15 protein-coding genes are annotated in these 17,533 nt (G+C 41.8%); 8 read left to right on the forward strand and 7 right to left on the reverse strand.

What is annotated here, in order from left to right:
* Positions 1 to 74: 74 nt before the first annotated feature.
* Together pyrG and yidC are read left to right on the forward strand one after the other, a co-directional pair.
* On the forward strand, positions 75 to 1,712 hold the full coding sequence (pyrG, locus tag OU683_RS09560) for a CTP synthase (protein WP_268137605.1): 1,638 nt from the start codon (positions 75 to 77) through the stop codon (positions 1,710 to 1,712).
* Positions 1,713 to 1,777: 65 nt separating this feature from the next.
* On the forward strand, positions 1,778 to 3,616 hold the full coding sequence (gene yidC, locus OU683_RS09565) for a membrane protein insertase YidC (protein ID WP_268137607.1): 1,839 nt from the start codon (positions 1,778 to 1,780) through the stop codon (positions 3,614 to 3,616).
* Between the two features lie 83 nt (positions 3,617 to 3,699).
* Here yidC and OU683_RS09570 read toward each other — a convergent pair whose 3' ends face one another.
* Positions 3,700 to 4,680, reverse strand: a complete 981-nt coding sequence (locus OU683_RS09570; protein ID WP_268137609.1) for a fasciclin domain-containing protein — start codon at positions 4,678 to 4,680, stop codon at positions 3,700 to 3,702.
* Positions 4,681 to 4,770: 90 nt separating this feature from the next.
* On the opposite strand from OU683_RS09570, the gene OU683_RS09575 reads away from it, so the two are divergent.
* The 4 genes from OU683_RS09575 to OU683_RS09590 all read left to right on the forward strand — a co-directional run bounded on the left by OU683_RS09575 (position 4,771) and on the right by OU683_RS09590 (position 8,251).
* The gene (locus tag OU683_RS09575; RefSeq protein WP_268137611.1) at positions 4,771 to 5,448 is read left to right on the forward strand and encodes a toxin-antitoxin system YwqK family antitoxin; all 678 of its coding nucleotides are present in this window, start codon (positions 4,771 to 4,773) and stop codon (positions 5,446 to 5,448) included.
* A gap of 58 nt (positions 5,449 to 5,506) precedes the next feature.
* The gene (locus tag OU683_RS09580) at positions 5,507 to 5,905 is read left to right on the forward strand and encodes a lipocalin-like domain-containing protein (RefSeq protein ID WP_268137613.1); all 399 of its coding nucleotides are present in this window, start codon (positions 5,507 to 5,509) and stop codon (positions 5,903 to 5,905) included.
* 147 nt (positions 5,906 to 6,052) lie between these two features.
* On the forward strand, positions 6,053 to 7,240 hold the full coding sequence (gene mnmA / locus OU683_RS09585; protein ID WP_268137615.1) for a tRNA 2-thiouridine(34) synthase MnmA: 1,188 nt from the start codon (positions 6,053 to 6,055) through the stop codon (positions 7,238 to 7,240).
* Positions 7,241 to 7,306: 66 nt separating this feature from the next.
* Positions 7,307 to 8,251 (forward strand): NAD(P)H-dependent flavin oxidoreductase, encoded by a 945-nt coding sequence (locus tag OU683_RS09590; protein WP_268137617.1) that lies wholly within the window; start codon positions 7,307 to 7,309, stop codon positions 8,249 to 8,251.
* Here the strand turns inward: OU683_RS09590 and OU683_RS09595 are convergent.
* From OU683_RS09595 to guaA, 4 genes are read right to left on the reverse strand one after another with little or no spacing between them, the layout of a single operon-like run.
* On the reverse strand, positions 8,248 to 8,796 hold the full coding sequence (locus OU683_RS09595; RefSeq protein ID WP_268137619.1) for a DUF922 domain-containing protein: 549 nt from the start codon (positions 8,794 to 8,796) through the stop codon (positions 8,248 to 8,250). The genes OU683_RS09590 and OU683_RS09595 overlap by 4 nt on opposite strands.
* Positions 8,777 to 9,196 (reverse strand): OsmC family protein, encoded by a 420-nt coding sequence (locus OU683_RS09600; protein WP_268137621.1) that lies wholly within the window; start codon positions 9,194 to 9,196, stop codon positions 8,777 to 8,779. The genes OU683_RS09595 and OU683_RS09600 overlap by 20 nt, the downstream gene beginning before the upstream one ends.
* Positions 9,196 to 11,121: a LysM peptidoglycan-binding domain-containing protein gene (locus tag OU683_RS09605; protein WP_268137623.1), complete on the reverse strand. Its 1,926-nt coding sequence runs from the start codon at positions 11,119 to 11,121 to the stop codon at positions 9,196 to 9,198. The genes OU683_RS09600 and OU683_RS09605 overlap by 1 nt, the downstream gene beginning before the upstream one ends.
* Positions 11,122 to 11,131: 10 nt before the next feature.
* Positions 11,132 to 12,661: a glutamine-hydrolyzing GMP synthase gene (guaA, locus tag OU683_RS09610; RefSeq protein WP_268137625.1), complete on the reverse strand. Its 1,530-nt coding sequence runs from the start codon at positions 12,659 to 12,661 to the stop codon at positions 11,132 to 11,134.
* An 88-nt stretch (positions 12,662 to 12,749) separates the two neighbouring features.
* On the opposite strand from guaA, the gene OU683_RS09615 reads away from it, so the two are divergent.
* On the forward strand, positions 12,750 to 13,475 hold the full coding sequence (locus tag OU683_RS09615) for an SIMPL domain-containing protein (protein WP_268137627.1): 726 nt from the start codon (positions 12,750 to 12,752) through the stop codon (positions 13,473 to 13,475).
* A gap of 148 nt (positions 13,476 to 13,623) precedes the next feature.
* Entirely contained in the window at positions 13,624 to 14,337 is a 714-nt protein-coding gene (locus tag OU683_RS09620) for a DUF2071 domain-containing protein (RefSeq protein ID WP_268137629.1), read from the forward strand.
* Between the two features lie 96 nt (positions 14,338 to 14,433).
* Here the strand turns inward: OU683_RS09620 and OU683_RS09625 are convergent, their stop codons facing one another.
* Together OU683_RS09625 and bshC are read right to left on the reverse strand one after the other, a co-directional pair.
* Entirely contained in the window at positions 14,434 to 15,810 is a 1,377-nt protein-coding gene (locus OU683_RS09625) for a pyridoxal phosphate-dependent decarboxylase family protein (protein WP_268137631.1), read from the reverse strand.
* 5 nt (positions 15,811 to 15,815) lie between these two features.
* Positions 15,816 to 17,435 (reverse strand): bacillithiol biosynthesis cysteine-adding enzyme BshC, encoded by a 1,620-nt coding sequence (gene bshC, locus OU683_RS09630; protein ID WP_268137633.1) that lies wholly within the window; start codon positions 17,433 to 17,435, stop codon positions 15,816 to 15,818.
* Between the last annotated feature and the right edge of the window lie 98 nt (positions 17,436 to 17,533).

Below are 17,533 nucleotides of genomic sequence, written 5' to 3' on the forward strand. Positions count from 1 at the left end.
GCAAATGGTTTCTTTTTCTTTTCTTCTTTGTAATTTAGCGCCCTGAATAAAAAGACGCATAAACACCTCTCAAAATGGCTGAAACCAAGTATATTTTTGTCACCGGCGGCGTTTCCTCTTCGCTTGGAAAAGGCATTATTGCTGCTTCCCTGGCAAAATTACTGCAAGCGCGCGGGTACAAAACCACTATTCAGAAACTGGATCCCTACATCAATGTTGACCCCGGAACTTTAAACCCTTACGAACACGGCGAGTGCTATGTGACCGAAGATGGTGCCGAGACAGATCTTGACCTGGGGCATTATGAAAGATTCCTCAATGTAAATACCTCCCAGGCAAACAACGTTACCACGGGCCGTATTTACCAAAGTGTAATTGAAAAAGAGCGCCGCGGGGAATTTTTGGGAAAAACAGTACAGGTTATTCCTCATATTACTAATGAGATCAAAGAGCGCGTTCAGCTTTTAGGTAAAAATCATGAGTACGACATTGTAATTACCGAGATTGGTGGTACCGTGGGGGATATTGAATCTCTACCGTATATTGAAGCAGTGCGACAGTTAAAATGGGAATTGGGAGATGACAATGCACTGGTGATTCACCTCACGCTTGTTCCTTATCTTTCGGCTGCCGGCGAACTCAAAACAAAGCCCACCCAGCACAGTGTTAAAACTCTCATGGAAAGCGGACTTAGAGCCGATATCCTGGTTTGCCGTACAGAACATGAACTCTCTGATGATATAAGACGAAAGTTGGCCTTGTTTTGTAACGTGAAGCAAGAAGCAGTTATCCAATCCATTGATGCGTCCACGATTTATGACGTACCAAATATGATGCTGGAAGAAGGTCTGGACACAGTTACGCTGAAGAAATTAAATCTACCCGATGACACCACTCCAGATCTTACGCAGTGGAATGAATTTTTAAAGAGGCACAAGAACCCAAAACACGAAGTCACCATAGGGCTTATAGGAAAGTATGTGGAACTCCAAGATTCTTATAAATCTATACTTGAAGCCTTTATTCACGCAGGTGCTGCCAATGAGGTGAAAGTAAACATTGAAAGCATACATTCGGAATTTATCAACGAGAGCACAATTAAAAATAAGATATCTCACCTGGATGGAGTTTTGGTAGCCCCCGGTTTTGGGGAACGGGGCATCGAGGGTAAAATAGATGCTGTACGTTTTGCGAGAGAAAACAAGTTACCCTTTTTGGGAATTTGCCTGGGAATGCAAATGGCAGTGATTGAATTTGCGCGCAATGTGCTGCAATTGAAAAATGCGAATTCAACCGAAATGGATTCTACTACTCCACATCCCGTCATTGATCTTATGGAGGAGCAAAAAGAAGTCACTCATATGGGCGGGAGTATGCGACTGGGATCCTGGGAGTGTTCTTTGAAGGAAAATTCTATTGCCAGAGAAGTTTATGGTAAAAGCCAGATCTTTGAAAGACACCGTCACCGTTATGAATACAACAACCGTTATGCTCCCCAAATGGAGTCACACGGTTTGAAAAGCACAGGAGTAAACCCGAAAACAAACCTGGTTGAGATCATTGAAGTTGAAGATCACCCCTGGTTTGTTGGCGTACAGTATCACCCTGAATATAAAAGTACAGTGGCTTCGCCACACCCGCTTTTTATAGCCTTTATTAAAGCTGCAAAAGAATACTCACAGAAAAAAAAGAATGCCAGCCTGGCACAATAGTCCTGTTTGGTCACAATTTTGACTGGCAATGACGGCGGAACGGTCCGCATTTATTATTTTTTAGAATGGAAGAAAAAAAATTTGATATTAATTCTCTTATAGGTTTCCTTTTAATTGGAGGGATCCTGTTATGGATGTTGTACATGAATCCTTCTGCTCCAGAAGTTGTGGAGGAACCGGCTACAGACGAAGTTGTAGTTACTCCAGATGAACAAGAGGGCCTGGCACAATCTGAAATAATACAGGAGGCAGATTCTGCAGCCGTTGCTCGTGCAGCCAGCAGGTTGGGTGCTTTTGGATATTCGGCCACTTTACCTTCGGCTACAGAGAATGAAACTTCGGTTGAGAACGACGTTCTTGCATTGAGCTTTTCAAACAAAGGCGGTTATCTTTCCGAAGCAAAGATGAAGAACTACAAGACCTTTGATTCGATTCCTGTTTATCTTATTAAGGACAATAATGCCTCTTTAAATCTCACATTTACAACAAGTGATGGAAGGGTATTAAATACAAAAGATCTTTACTTTGAACCTACAGTGACCAAAAATGTAGAAAATACTGTTGTCTCCATGAAGTTAAAGGTCTCTCCGCAAGAATTCCTTGAATATCGATACGTTCTGAAACCGGGAGAATACATGATGGATTTCACCATCCGCTCACAGGGTCTTAGCGACGTCCTCAATCCATCAGATCCTGTCCTGCTTGACTGGAAACTTAAAGGCTACCGGCATGCGAAAAGTATAACCTACGAAAACCGTTATACCAAACTTGTTTACGAGTATGATGGCGGTGACGATGACGAGGTGAACGATGGAGAAGAGGAAGAAAATGATATTTCCTACGTTGCCTATAAGCAGCATTTCTTCACCTCAATCCTTCTTACCGATACTCCTTTTGAAACCGGAAAGTTTAAGGCCGAAGACCTTGTAGAAGATGAGGAAGTAGATACTTTATACACTAAAGCCTTTGCTTCTACCCTGCCGCTGCAGCTTAATGGTGGGGAGCTTAATTACAACATGAACTGGTACTATGGACCAAGTGATTACCAGATCCTAAACGACTATGACAGGAATCTGGACGAAATCATACCACTAGGATGGGGAATCTTTGGCTGGATCAACAAGTACGTGTTCATTCCTTTCTTCTCCTTTATCACCAATTATATGGGGTATGGGTTAGCAATTATCGTTATGACCATTGCAATTAAACTGGTGCTTTCCCCTGTTCAATACAAACAGTATTTGTCCCAGGCCAAAATGAAGGTTTTAAGACCCGAAATTAATGAGCTGAATGAGAAGTATAAGGACAACGCAATGAAAAAGCAGCAGGAAACCATGAAGCTTTACAGCAAGGCCGGTGCCAGTCCTATGAGCGGTTGTCTCCCTGCGTTGATGCAAATGCCGGTGTTTTATGCCTTATTCATGTTTTTCCCAAGTGCCTTCCAGCTGAGACAAAAGGATTTCTTGTGGGCCGATGACCTTTCAAGTTATGACAAGATAGCCGAATTGCCTTTTTACATTCCTTTCTATGGAGATCATGTAAGTTTATTCCCTATTCTTGCGTCCATTGCTATCTTCATTTATATGATGATGACAACCGGACAAACTATGCAGAATGCCCAACAGCCGGGAATGCCCAACATGAAGTTCATTATGTATCTTTCCCCCCTCTTTATGTTGATCTTCTTTAACAACTTTGCGAGTGGGTTATCTCTGTATTATTTGGTTTCAAACCTTATTACTATTGGAATCATGCTCTTTATTAAACATTTTATCCTTGATGAGGAGAAGATACACGCGAGAATTCAGGAAAATAAGAAGAAGCCTAAGAAACAGGGGAAATTTGCCCGCAAAATGCAGGAGATGATGGAACAGGCAGAACAGCAAAAGAAAGGAAAGAAATAATATTTCCTTTTCGAAAAATAAAAAGAAGAGCCCGGAAATTTCCGGGCTCTTCTAATTTAACCAACCACTATTAATCATCTAACCTATTCCATAGAAGGCAGCAACACTGTATCAACTACATGAATCACTCCATTGTTCGCCTGTACATCAACTACGATAATATCTGCTATTCTACCATTGGCATCTGTAATTTGTGCCCCGTTTTCGGTATTAATTGTAAACATTTGATCCGCAAGAGTAGAGACTTCCATATCGTCCATAATATCTCCAGATCTCACATTAGCCTCGGTTACAACGTGGTAACTTAAAGTTGAAGCAAGCACATCTGTAGGAATATCTCCCAGAGAATTCATCTCCAACTCCGCCAACAAATCAACAAAAGCATCATTTGTAGGTGCAAAGACTGTAAAAGGAGCCGGAGAATCTGTCATCATTAAAGTACTTACAAAGGTTAAGTCGTCTTCACGTGTAAGAGCTGCCACCAAAGTGTCAAAAGTAGGGTCTGCCAGTGCAAAAGTCACAATAGTTGGCAAGCCTATAACTTCATCTACAGCATGGATAACCCCATTGTCTACCTCAATATTTGCGGCAGTAACTGTAGCTACACCATTAATCATTACGCCATTTTCAGTACTTATGTACATAGATAGGTTATCATCAGATCCAGTTCTGGTAGCCATACTCGGTATATAACCGGTAGAAAGATCGGCTGCCATTATTTCCCCCATTTGAACATGATTAAGGAGTACCTGGGTAAGCAAAGCGACAGGAACTTCAGATAGTTCAGAAAATCCGTTATCTGCCAGGAAAGCAGCAAATGCATCATTATCGGGTGCAAAGACGGTATAATTTTCTGTTCCGTCAAGCGTTGAAGTAAGACCGGTCACCTCGAGTGCTGCCTCCAGGGAAGAGTAGTCATCATTTGCGGCAACAAAATCTGCTATGGTGTTTGTTTCAACGACCGGTGGAGTTGTACCATTGTCATCATCATCACTGCAGCCAGTAAAAGCTAGCAGAAAAAATAGACCTGCTGCTATACGATTTAAATTCAATAAATGTTTCATAAGTTTTAATTTAGCGTTACAGTTTCAAAGTTAGATCATTACAAACGACAATAATGTTTAAGTTTAGTTAATTTTTATTAAACAAAAAGAATGAACAAATTAAAGAGTTTTACCCTCACATGTTTCCTGGTTATGCAAGTGATCACGGGATGGGCACAGGAAGATATAAATAGGCACGACCCAGAAGAGAGGAGGCATGGATACTGGAAAGAATATTTTAATGACAACAAATCACAACTAAAATTTGAAGGAGAATTTAAACACGGAAAGAAAATAGGATTGTTTAAATTTTATCAAGAAGGATTGAAACAACCTGTCGCTATCATGGACTTTAATGCCGAATCTGACCGGGCTACGGCAAAATACCTCTCTCAAAATGGAAAAATTATTAGCGAAGGGGAAATTTATGATCAAAAACGAGTAGGAGTTTGGACCTATTATCACAAAAATTCTGATGAGGTGATGATGACCGAAAATTATGAAGAAGGAGAACTTCACGGTCCAAAAAAGGTTTATTACGATGAAGGACAACTCGCCGAGGAGGCTAACTATAATTATGGAGAATTACACGGCCCCCGGAAGCTATACTCAGAAAAAGGTATTGTACTCGAAGATCTCTATTATGAAAACGGGGAGCTTCATGGACCTGCTAAGATTTTCAATGGCAAAGGAGAATTAATGATTGAAGGCATTTATCGCAACAATAAACACCATGGCACCTGGAGATATTATGAGAACGGAAACCTTAAGGAAGAAAAAGAATTCTAACTAATCTTTTTCTTAGCAGACTTTTGATATATTTACTTAAAACCTAAAATTGACCAATATGAAGAAGTATTTGTTTTTATTTTCAGCATTTGCACTTTTGTTATTTGCATCCTGTAGTGATGATGATGACAACACCGCAGACAACAGTATAGTTGGAACCTGGACCTTAGTAAGTGTCAATCCTCCTGTTATTAACTTAAATTGCCCACAACCTTCAACTCTTGATCTTATGGGGAATGGTACAGCAGAGTGGGAACTCTATGATGCCGAGAACGAATGTGCCCTTGAGTCAAGCACCGGTACCTGGGAAAAAAATTCCGGTGATAGCTACACCATTTATGTTCCCAACCTGGAAGCTATAGAGGGAACAGTCAAATTCCAAAACGCTAACAGCTTTACCTTCACCACATCGGTGATGGGGGTTCCCGCAATCCTTACCTTTAACAGGCAGATCTAAATTGCTTTAGAATATTTTAAAAAGGCGGCTTAGTCCGCCTTTTTTAATTCAGGTCATTCCCACCATACATTCCTAGCTTCCCAAAAGTGGCAAATTTTCTGTATTTTTGCACCTCATTTTAAGCCTTAAAAAGGCGGGAGAAAGCATATGAAAAGAGTAGTTGTAGGTTTATCGGGCGGTGTCGATTCGAGTGTGGCAGCCTATCTTTTAAAAGAGCAGGGATATGAAGTAATTGGCCTTTTTATGAAGAACTGGCACGATGAAGGGGTAACGATTTCTAAAGAATGCCCCTGGCTTGATGATTCCAACGATGCCATGCTTGTAGCCGATAAACTGGGGATTCCCTTCCAAACCGTGGACCTTAGTACCGAATACAAGGAGCGAATCGTGGATTACATGTTTAATGAATACGAGCGAGGCCGTACTCCCAACCCGGATGTTCTTTGTAACCGCGAAATAAAATTCGACGTGTTCATGAAGATCGCCCTATCTTTGGGTGCCGATTTTGTCGCTACCGGTCATTACTGCCGCAAAGGAGAAATCACTGTAAATGGTGAACCCGTTTATCGTCTCCTTTCAGGAAAAGACAAAAATAAAGATCAGTCATACTTTCTTTGCCAGCTCTCTCAGGAACAACTGGCAAAAACTCTTTTTCCCATTGGGGAGCTTCAAAAAAGTGAAGTGCGACAAATAGCTGCCGGGCAAGACCTCATTACTGCGGAAAAAAAAGATTCTCAGGGCCTTTGTTTTATAGGAAAAGTTCGGCTTCCCGAATTTCTTCAGCAAAAGCTTCAGCCTAAGGAGGGAGATATTGTGGAGGTTTCGGCTTCCGAGGCAAAGTACAAACCTGAAGCACGGGAATTCAGGAATAAACAAGAGGAACTGGAATACCTATCGAAAAAATATACCTATTCTCCTTCAGAAGGAAAAAAAGTTGGGGAGCACCAGGGGGCCCATTATTTCACTAAAGGCCAACGCAAAGGACTTGCAGTTGGAGGTACACCAGAACCTCTTTTTGTGATCGAGACAGATGTGGAGCAAAATGTTATTTATACTGGCCAGGGAAAAGATCACCCAGGGATTTACCGGCGTGCGCTCTTTGTCTCGCCCGACGAGACCCATTGGGTGCGTGAGGATTTAAAACTGAAAGAAGACCAGGAGATGCAGGTACTCGCCCGAATTCGTTACCGACAACCCTTACAGAAAGCCACCCTTCATCAAACCGGCAGTGGCCTTTATATAGTTTTTGAGGAGCCCCAGGCTTCCATTACAGAAGGCCAGTTTGTTGCCTGGCATCTTGATGATGAGTTAATAGGATCGGGAGTTATTTCTTAAATTCGCGAAAGAACTTTTTCAACCCTTCCAGGATTTCAAACCCCAGAAGGGTTATAATCTCCATATATGACCAACAACAGAATTACTCAACTCTTCAAAATTAAATATCCAATAATCCAGGCGGGAATGATCTGGGCAAGCGGCTGGAAACTGGCCAGTGCCGTGAGCAATGAAGGAGGACTGGGTATAATTGGTGCAGGCTCAATGTATCCCGAAGTGCTGCGGGAGCATATCCAAAAATGTAAAAAAGCGACTTCCTTTCCTTTTGCCGTAAATGTCCCCATGCTATATCCAAATCTGGAACAGATCATGGAGATTATCATTGAAGAGAAGGTGCCAATTGTCTTTACCTCGGCGGGAAATCCTAAAACCTGGACCTCCTATCTTCAGGAAAAAGGTATAAAAGTAGTGCATGTGGTGAGCAGCGTAAAATTTGCTCTTAAAGCTGAAGCCGCCGGAGTCGATGCAGTTGTTGCCGAAGGTTTTGAGGCCGGTGGTCATAATGGAAGAGATGAAACTACCACCTTTACACTCATCCCAATGGTTAAGGAACAGATCAAGATCCCATTAATAGCCGCCGGCGGAATCGCTACCGGTCGTGGAATGCTTGCTGCCATGGTCCTGGGAGCAGATGCGGTACAGGTAGGAAGCAGATTTGTTGCAAGTAACGAAGCTTCTTCTCATCCCCATTTTAAGGAAATGGTTGTGAAAGCCAAAGAAGGGGATACTGTGCTCACTCTAAAAGAACTGGCTCCGGTAAGACTGCTTAAAAATCACTTTTTTGAGCAGGTAACCGAACTCTATTCTAAAAATCCTACCAAAGATCAATTAATAGAGCTCCTGGGAAGAGCAAGAGCTAAAAAAGGAATGTTTGAAGGGGATCTGGAAGAAGGGGAATTGGAAATTGGCCAAATTTCGGGCTTGATCCACGATATCAAACCTGCAGCAAAGATCCTGCAAGACATGCTATTGGAATTCAATGAAGCTAAAGCAGAAGTTGCTAATCTTTAGGAAGAAAAATTTTCCAGCTTTTCCAGTTCTTTTTTAATATACTCCTGCCACTCAAGCTGGGCGGCTTCTTCCATGCTGTGTTTGGTTTCAAGATCGAATTTATTCTGCATAGAAGCCCGTTCTATTTCTACTTTTTGATAAATTGCCTGCAAAGCAGGCTTTACTTCCCTGGTTTTCTTAAAATCGAATTCTGAAAGAGCTTTACGCAACTTTCGTGCGTGAAGTTCTGTAATATCAAAATGCAACTGCTCATGAGCTAAAAGGTGGATTGAGCCGCTATTTTTGACCCAGGATTCTTCAGGATTAAAAAAAGAATGCACTTCATATTTATATTCTTTTCCTAAAACAGAACTTTTGAGGGACCAGGAATAAGAGATTCCCGAGCTTGTATTGGCAGTGAAGGGACTATTTGGATCTGGCGTGGCTTTGAAATTTTCCCAGGTAAGGGAATTTGCTCCCCATTTCAATTTCTCCTCTTCCATTTGAGCCTGTAACCCAAAGGAAATCAACAGGAATAGGAGACCGTTAAAAATCTTTATTTTCATGCTTATAGTGAAAACTAATATCCAGAACAATATCGGGGTGTAAACTGTAGAGAACGGGACAGGTCTTTGCTGCCCGCTCAAGGATCTTCCTGTGCTTCTCGTCATAGGAAGCCGGGAATGTTAGCACAACTTCTATGCCTGCTATTCTCCGTGGGTCTGCAGCCATACTTTTAGTTATTCCGGCAGTTGCGCCTTCAATATTTATTCCCAGGTCCCGGGCCTTGATCCCCATGATCGTAAACATACAACTACCCAGGGCCGTGGCGACAGTATCTGTTGGAGAAAAGGCTTCCCCTTTTCCCTGATTATCAATGGGCGCATCTGTAATGAAACTGCTTTTGCTTTGCAAATGTTCACATTTGGTCCTAAGCTCCCCTAAATATGTCACTTTTGAAGTCATTACCGCACTACATTTAAATTAAGGTTGCGGTCGTAGGCAAGAATATAAACCGAATTGTTGATGTACCCCCCATTTGGCCTTTGCTCATAATTGAATTTATTCTCAACGTATTGTGTAGTTCCATCTTTTTTGATCGACTCATAAAGATTCCCGGCAGATGCCAGCCTTAGCAGTACATCATAAGTTACGTCAAAACCTCTTACCGCAGCTGCTGAAGGCGTAACGCCGTATTTCTCAATATACTTTTTAATGAAATTCCGGTTCTTTTCGGGATCAAAAGCGCGATCAATCGATGGATAATGGAAGTTCAATTTTCCCAGGTGATTGTTGGAAATATTATCACTTTCAAAAGATTTATTTCTGTCGGTGGTCAAAAGTGTGATCTTATAACTATCGGCCAGGGAGTTGAGGTATGAGGTCGCATTGCTCAATACACCAATCTTACTGGATTCCAGTATAACCCAATTTGGCCTGGTTTTATCTAAAGCTCCTGCCACCTGTCCCTGATTGAGATATCCACCTTCTGAAGGAGTGATGACCCGTGCTGAAGGAAAGGCAGAAGAAAGTCTTCTTCTTTTTTCTGAAGCACTTCCATCGGCAATAATGATTAGGTTCTTGCCTGCAGAATGTTCTGAAACATAAGTGATCATCGCCTCACTCAGCATTTCATCTGTAGGACGTGCCTGCAGGAAATTATTAAGAGAGGCAGTCTCTCTTTTGGTAAGGGGAGAGATCACAGGAATATTCCGGTTTTCCATTGAACGTGCAACGGTTTCTACCGTAGACTGCAAAAGAGGTCCAATTACGGCATCTACATCATTGAAGTTATGAGTATTTAAAAGCACATTTACCTTCCCCGGATTCCCTTCGGTATCCAAAAAAGTAACATTTGAAGAAATTCCCTTTGCCTTGGCAGAATCAATAGCCATAAGTACTCCGCTGTAAAAATCCAGTGAGAGTTGCATTACCTGGTCTTTCTTGATCCTTTCAGGAAAATTGTTGGAAGTATCGTTTACTACAAGCTTGTTCTTATTGAATGGCAACATCACCACCAGCTTTTTAGTCTCATAGTTATTGATCTTGCGCTCCAGGTTCACGTATTCTTCAACAACATATTCCCCTACTCCTTCAGCAAGCTCAATGTTGGGAATTCGTAAAACCATGCCCGATTTTAAACCATCGGTTAATGCGGGATTTAACGATTCAAGGGAATCCCGGCTTATTCCAAAGCGACGCGTAAGACTAAACAAAGTTTCCTGCGGCTGTACCTGGTAATATTTAAAGAGGTTTCCTTCCACATCCACAACTTTCTCCACATCCCCGTTACGAACCTTGATCACCATACCAGGCTGCAGGTTCTCCATGCTTGGATTTAATCTTTGTAGATCGGCAATGGTGATGTTGTATTTCCGGGAAATACCGTAGAGGGTTTCCTGCGGAAGCACTACATGCTCCTTGACACTAAGGTCTAATGGATTAGAACGTGGCGGTGTGCTGGTTTGGACCTCAACTTTAGCGGATTGTTTTGGGATCCTGATGCGTTCTCCCCTGCGAAGTTCACTGGAATAAAGATGCTTATTATACTTTTTGATGGCCTCAATACTTACGTTGTACTGCTGAGACAGGCTAAACAGGGTTTCTTTCCTTTTTACCCGATGAATTTCAAATTGTTGATCGTCTCCTCCTGAAGTCTGAACATTTTCTACTGACCCTGAATTAACAGGCACTACCAACTTCCCTTCCGGCGTTATTCCGCGGCGGGCATCGGGGTTGTATTTAAAAAGGGTTTCTTCAGAAATATTGTATTGCCGGGCAATCTCCTGTGTAGTTTCTCCTTTCTTAACTATGTGATATTTGTACTGCTGTGCAAAAGCCTGGACGGCAAACATTTGAAAAAACAGGAAAAAAACTGCAATTTGTTTCATATATCTTTTTTTATTCCCACTCAATAGTGGCGGGTGGTTTGGAGCTTATGTCATACACTACCCTATTAACGCCTTTCACTCTGTTTATTATTGTGTTAGATGTTTTTTGTAAAAAGTCGTAAGGCAGGTTCACCCAGTCTGCCGTCATTCCATCTGTGGATTCAACTGCACGCAAGGCAACAACTTTCTCATAGGTTCTTTCATCTCCCATTACCCCTACCGAATTAACCGGTAAAAGGATAGCACCAGCCTGCCATACCTTGTCGTATAACATCCATTCTTTAAGTCCATTTATAAAGATGGCATCTACCTCCTGTAAAATACGAACTTTCTCGGGGGTGATATCCCCAAGTATCCTAATTGCTAATCCTGGACCCGGGAAAGGATGCCTACCTAATAATTCTTTGTCAATTTCCAGCTCTGCTCCCACTCGCCTCACCTCATCTTTAAATAACATTCGAAGCGGCTCAACTACCTTTAGCTTCATATAAGCCGGTAAACCTCCCACGTTGTGGTGAGATTTTATGGTGACCGAAGGACCATTCACAGAAACAGATTCAATAACGTCGGGATAAATCGTTCCCTGCGCAAGAAATTTCACATCCTGGATACGATGAGCCTCATCATCAAATACATCAATAAAAGTTTTTCCTATCGCCTTTCGTTTTCCTTCAGGATCGGAGATACCTGCCAGAGCTTCCAAAAAACGTGCCGAAGCATCTACCCCTCTTACGTTAAGCCCCATGTGCTTATACTGGTCCAGTACACTTTCAAACTCATCTTTTCTAAGAAGACCATTATTTACGAAAATGCAGTAAAGATTTTTACCAATGGCTTTGTGAAGAAGAACAGCAGCAACGGTAGAATCTACCCCACCGCTAAGACCCAGCACTACTTTATCATCGCCAATTTGCTTTTTTAGATCATCTACGGTCATATCTACAAAAGCCTCGGGAGTCCATTCCTGCGCTACTTTGGCGATCTTTACCAGGAAGTTCTCGAGCAGTTGCTTTCCATCTGTGGAGTGATAAACTTCCGGATGGAATTGAATAGCGTATGTCTCCTCACCATCAATGCGGTAAGCGGCATTCAGAACGTCTGGCGTACTTGCAAGGCGAATTCCGTTTTCAGGTAATTCCTTGATGGTATCGCTATGGCTCATCCAAACCTGGGAATTTTCAGTTATATCTTCAAACAAACCTTCGTTGTCTTTGATCACCGAAAGGTTTGCGCGACCGTATTCTCTTATTTCTGAAGCTTCCACTTTTCCGCCGTTAAAATGAGCGAGATACTGGGCGCCGTAACATACCGCTAGAATAGGTAACTTCTTCCTAATCTTGGAAAGATCGGGATGAGGCGCATCTTCTGCTCTAACAGAAAAAGGACTTCCCGAAAGAATTACCGCTTTAAAAGTTGAAAGATCTGTAGGAATCTTATTGAAAGGGTGGATTTCGCAGTAAATATTCAGTTCTCTAACCCTGCGGGCGATCAACTGTGTGTATTGCGAACCAAAATCTAATATGAGGACGTTGTTGTGCATGCGCAAAAATAGGAATTTGAGGTAAAATTTGACCCTGCATACACTTATTTTATATCTTTAAATAAATTTCCCTTTCATATCTGGCTCTATGAAACACATTGCTGCTATTGTTTTTTCTGCTGCTATTGTACTGGCTGCATATATTTTGGGTAGTTCTTATGTAAAAAGAGCAACTCCACCGGGAGTTATCTCGGTCACCGGGTCTGGAAGTGAAGATTTTACCTCAGACCTTATTGTGTGGGAAGGAACCTTTTCCCAAATGAACCTGGAGCTGCAAACAGCTTTTGAAAGGCTAAATGAAGACAAGGAAACTGTAAAAGAATATTTGATCTCTAAAGGGATTGAGGAGGATAATTTTGTTTTTAACTCGGTGCAGACTATTGAACAAACCGAAGCTCAATACCAGGATGGTAATTACGTAGGTAATATTTTTAAAGGATATCTACTGCAGCAAACCGTAAAGATCGAATCTAAAGATGTTCCAAAGGTTGAACAGGTATCGCGGGAAATAACCGAACTTTTGCAAAAAGGTGTACAACTTAACTCCACGCCCCCACGCTATTACTACACCAAATTGTCTGACCTGAAGATCCAAATGATCTCTGCAGCAACAGAAGATGCACGCCTAAGAGCCGAAAAAATAGCCGAGAACAGCGGGAGTGATCTGGGCTCCCTTAGAAGTGCCGACCTTGGGGTCTTCCAGATCATTGGACAAAACAGTGGGGAAGATTTTACCTGGGGCGGCGCATATAACACTGCCGATAAAAAGAAAACAGCTTCTGTCACTATGAGACTGGAATTCGAAATAGATTAATTTAATTTCATTTCTGCTGAAGCCAACCGGAAGTTAAGGAGTCTTCAAAATGGCATTTTTGAGAGGTTAGCTTTTTAAACTTTTCCCAAACCTGACGACTGATTCTCATGCTTTTAATATTTTTGAAAGAATCCTATTACATTCCAGCATGAAACTCTCTATTTCTTCTGAATTCAGAAAAGTTGCATTAATTACTTATACTATTTCTGCTGAAGTCGTTGAAAAATATCTGCCAGATCATACAAAACTTGATTTCTACAATGGAGAATGCCTTATAAGTCTGGTAGGATTTCAGGTGCAAAAACTGAAGGTTAGCGGTGTAAAATTACCCTTGCTGAAGGATTTTGAAGAAATTGATCTACAAATTTATGTGAAGCGATTTGACGGTGCCAAATGGAGAAAAGGAGTGGTAGTTATTAAAAGGATCTTTGACCAGCCAGGGGCCGCAGCTTTGACCAATACCATCTTCAAAACCAACTACACCTCTCTCCAGGCTACAGGAACTATTAAGGAAACGGAAGAATCTTTAGTGGTAAAGTATTCCTGGCAATACAATAAAATGAACCAGAATTTCCAGGTGAGAAGTAGTCACCTGGCCGCTCCATACGATACAAATACCGAAGCTGCTTTTCTTCTGGATCGACCATACGGATACCTCAAGGCAGGAGAAAAAACTTTTGAATACCAGTTAGATCATGTTGACTGGCATCTTTACACTGTGGAGGAGTATGCTGTTGATATAGATTTTTCCCGGCAATTTGATCCTGCTTTTAACCTTCTTAACGAACAAAACCCGCGCTCGGTGATCCTTACCGAAGGTTCTACTGTGGAAATAGGAGAAAATCAACTGGTAACCTCATAATTTTTCTCATTACTAATTGTAGATACAAGAAAAAACCCAGGATTGGTTAATCTACCAATCCCGGATTTTAAATTTTAAATCCTGAACCAGAAACGACTATTTCATTGTTTCCAGAATTATATCAATATCTTTTTCGGTAGTTTCAGGATTAATGAAACAGAAACGGGAAATGGTTTCATAACCGTCTTCTCCCTTCCATTTTGTTGGTGTTACCAGCGCAATTCCGTTTTTGTGGTTGCGGTAGGTCCAATCCCTATAATCATCGGGAGTCCAGCCTTTTCTTCGGAAAAGAACAACCGAAAGGCTGGCCGGCCGCACCAGTTCCAGGTTCTCATCTTCTTCGATCTTTTTTGCAGCGATCTTGGCAAGCTTAATTCCCTTTTCTATGGCATTGGTGTACTTATCTGTTCCGTGCATTGCCAGTGAGAACCATAAAGGCATCCCACGAATTCTTCGGGTAAGCTGAATCTGGTAATCTGCCGGGTTGAATCCCTGGGCTCCTTCATCCTTAAAGATCTCCAGGTAAGAACCTTTTTGGGAATGCGCTTCGGCTGCAAGTTCCATGTCCTTATAAATCACTGCACCACAGTCATAGGGGGAAAAAAGCCATTTATGAGGATCAATTGTAATACTGTCTGCTCTTTCAATCCCATTAAAAAGATGACGTACAGAGGGCGCAGCAAGGGCGCCGCCACCGTATGCAGCATCTACGTGAAACCATAGATCTTCTTTTTCACAAACATCAGCGATAGAATCGAGTTCATCAATGATCCCGGCATTTGTAGTCCCGCCGGTAGCTACCACTGCAAAAAGCCTTTTTCGGTCCTTTTCTTCCAGCTCGTCAATAGCCAATTGTAAGGTATTTCCCCTAAGGTTTTCATCTGGGCAGTCGATCATGACTACATCGGCATCCATAACTTTTGCCATTGCCTGTATTGATGAATGCGCACCATTGGAGGTGAGCAATAAAGCCTTTACTCCAATATTACCGGAATCTTTCTTTCTCCAGGCCTCACGTGCTGCCACCATCCCCGAAAGATTTGCGGCCGTACCTCCACTGGTGAATACTCCAAATGATCCTTTTGGCAACCCCGTAAGGGAAACCAGCCATTTCATCGCCTGATTTTCACAGAAAATTCCGCCGGCACCTTCCATCCAGTAAGCACCGTGGATACTTGACGCCGAAGTTACAAGGTCAAACATGATGGCCGCCCTGGTAGGCGCTGCAGGCACAAAAGCGAGGTGGCGGGGGTGATCGATAGGCACTGTAGCTTTCACCAGAATATCCCTGAACATTTTAAAAGCTACTTCTCCTCCAATTCCTTTAGGGGTGATTGTCTCCCCAACCATTTCCAGTAACTCCTCCTCTCTTTTAGGAGCACCCAGTTCGGGCGTGACATTAGAGATACGGTCAACTGTATATTTCATTACATCGAGGGTCATTTCAACCAGGTCGATGTCTATTTTATGCATTTTCGTCATAACGAAAGAATATCAAATTTTAATTCTAGTGGCCTTAAAGACTGCAGGAGATTTGGTATAAGAGTATCACCGTATTCCAGGTAAAACTCAGAGAAATTATGATGCCGTTCCTGTAGCCCCTGTCCGGGAAATAAATCCTGCTGCAAGGCAGCTATTCGGGAAACCTCATCTTCCAGTTTTCTCTTCTGCGCTTTTAATAATCGTTTTTCCAGGTGGTCAAGGCCTTTTAATTGTTTTACCTCCTGGGCTTTTACCGCGTTTATAAATGTTTTATCTGTCTTTTCTGCCAGTTCGTACATTCCCTGAAATTGTTGCACCAAATGCTCTTTTTGAGGGGAAAAGTCAATATCAATATTTGAAATCTGGCGGACTTTCCTGTTGATCAATTCGTGTGACTTCAGGAAAAGTTCGGGTAAAGTAATATTCAGTTTTTTCCTTTTTTTGTCCTGTTTTTCTGTTTGAAGCAAAGCAGAATTCCGAAGTAAGAGAACGGGAAAAGTAACATTTGTTTTTTCAAACAGTTTTTTTAGCTGAAACCAATAGGCCAGCTCTCCGCCTCCCCCAATGTAACACAGGTTGGGAAGGATCACTTCTTCATATAGAGGGCGTAAAAGCACATTGGGACTAAATCTTTCAGGATGTTCCTTGATCAACTCCTGCAGTTCTTCTCTGGTCCAGGTGATCTCCTGTTCATGTACAAAGAATTTCCCGTCTTTTTCAATGATTCGCTCCCGAAGTCCTTCTTCCAGGTAAAAAAGATTTACTTCTCTAGGATTTACCTGTACCCCATACCCTTCTTTTTCTAAAGCTTCGGTTTTTTGCTGAGCGGTTTTAAAAGAAACCTGCTCAAAAAGCTCCTGCTCAATATATGGGCTATACAATTTTTTCAAATTAGAATCATGGGCGTCAAGGATCACAAGTCCCTCATCTTTAAAAAGCTCATTTGCGAGATAACGGGTAGCATCGGCAAGATTGTCGTGCTCTAAATAAGCTTTTTGGAACCATTCCTTCAGCTGTTTCGCATTTTTGCTGTTGCCAATTTCAGCTGAAAAAAGTTCAAAGACATCATTTAAACCTTCAGTAGGCAGTTCTCCAACGGGTCCTCCCGACTTATTATTCTGTGGGGGATTCCACTGAAATTTCTTTCCGTGGAGATTAAAAAAACTGATCTCTTCAAAATCATGATCTTCGGTCGCCATCCAGTAAACCGGCACAAAATTATAATCTGGATATTCCTTTTTAAGGTCGGCAGCAAGATTAATTGCAGTGACGATCTTGTAAAGGAAATATAGTGGACCTGTAAAAAGGTTTAGCTGGTGGCCTGTAGTGACAGTAAAAGTTGTGTCATCTTTTAATAGTTCAATATTTCCTGCAGTGGCTTCGGTAAGCTTAATATTTTGGTATTGCTCCTTCAGGACCTTTACGAGAACAGCACGTTTTTCGTTACCGCCATGATTGTCGTAATTATCTTTTTTGGAAAGGATCTGTTTTCCGAAGTTTTCAAGGGTGGGAAATAAACCATAAAACTGCTCTACATTCTCTTTTTGATCCAGATAGTCGTTCACCAGGGGGGTAAAAAAATTAGTATCCCGATACGAAAGAGAGTTTTTCTGCATTGAAAGGAGTTTTGGCAAATATACAATTAAGAGCGGTGGTGGTAAAATCAATAAAAAGATATTGACAGAGATAAAGTTTTATATTTACCATCTAAAAT

It is taken from the genome of Salinimicrobium sp. TH3, from assembly GCF_026676115.1.
Classification (GTDB): Bacteria; Bacteroidota; Bacteroidia; order Flavobacteriales; family Flavobacteriaceae; genus Salinimicrobium.

Bases quoted from the DNA above. Each gene is read 5' to 3' on its own strand.
- mnmA (WP_268137615.1), top strand. From the start codon at position 6,053: ATGAAAAGAGTAGTTGTAGGTTTATCGGGCGGTGTCGATTCGAGTGTG.
- OU683_RS09580 (WP_268137613.1), top strand. From the start codon at position 5,507: ATGAAGAAGTATTTGTTTTTATTTTCAGCATTTGCACTTTTGTTATTT.
- OU683_RS09605 (WP_268137623.1), bottom strand. From the start codon at position 11,121: ATGAAACAAATTGCAGTTTTTTTCCTGTTTTTTCAAATGTTTGCCGTC.
- pyrG (WP_268137605.1), top strand. From the start codon at position 75: ATGGCTGAAACCAAGTATATTTTTGTCACCGGCGGCGTTTCCTCTTCG.
- OU683_RS09620 (WP_268137629.1), top strand. From the start codon at position 13,624: ATGAAACTCTCTATTTCTTCTGAATTCAGAAAAGTTGCATTAATTACT.
- OU683_RS09570 (WP_268137609.1), bottom strand. From the start codon at position 4,680: ATGAAACATTTATTGAATTTAAATCGTATAGCAGCAGGTCTATTTTTT.
- bshC (WP_268137633.1), bottom strand. From the start codon at position 17,435: ATGCAGAAAAACTCTCTTTCGTATCGGGATACTAATTTTTTTACCCCC.
- OU683_RS09615 (WP_268137627.1), top strand. From the start codon at position 12,750: ATGAAACACATTGCTGCTATTGTTTTTTCTGCTGCTATTGTACTGGCT.
- yidC (WP_268137607.1), top strand. From the start codon at position 1,778: ATGGAAGAAAAAAAATTTGATATTAATTCTCTTATAGGTTTCCTTTTA.
- guaA (WP_268137625.1), bottom strand. From the start codon at position 12,661: ATGCACAACAACGTCCTCATATTAGATTTTGGTTCGCAATACACACAG.
- OU683_RS09575 (WP_268137611.1), top strand. From the start codon at position 4,771: ATGAACAAATTAAAGAGTTTTACCCTCACATGTTTCCTGGTTATGCAA.
- OU683_RS09625 (WP_268137631.1), bottom strand. From the start codon at position 15,810: ATGCATAAAATAGACATCGACCTGGTTGAAATGACCCTCGATGTAATG.
- OU683_RS09590 (WP_268137617.1), top strand. From the start codon at position 7,307: ATGACCAACAACAGAATTACTCAACTCTTCAAAATTAAATATCCAATA.
- OU683_RS09600 (WP_268137621.1), bottom strand. From the start codon at position 9,196: ATGACTTCAAAAGTGACATATTTAGGGGAGCTTAGGACCAAATGTGAA.
- OU683_RS09595 (WP_268137619.1), bottom strand. From the start codon at position 8,796: ATGAAAATAAAGATTTTTAACGGTCTCCTATTCCTGTTGATTTCCTTT.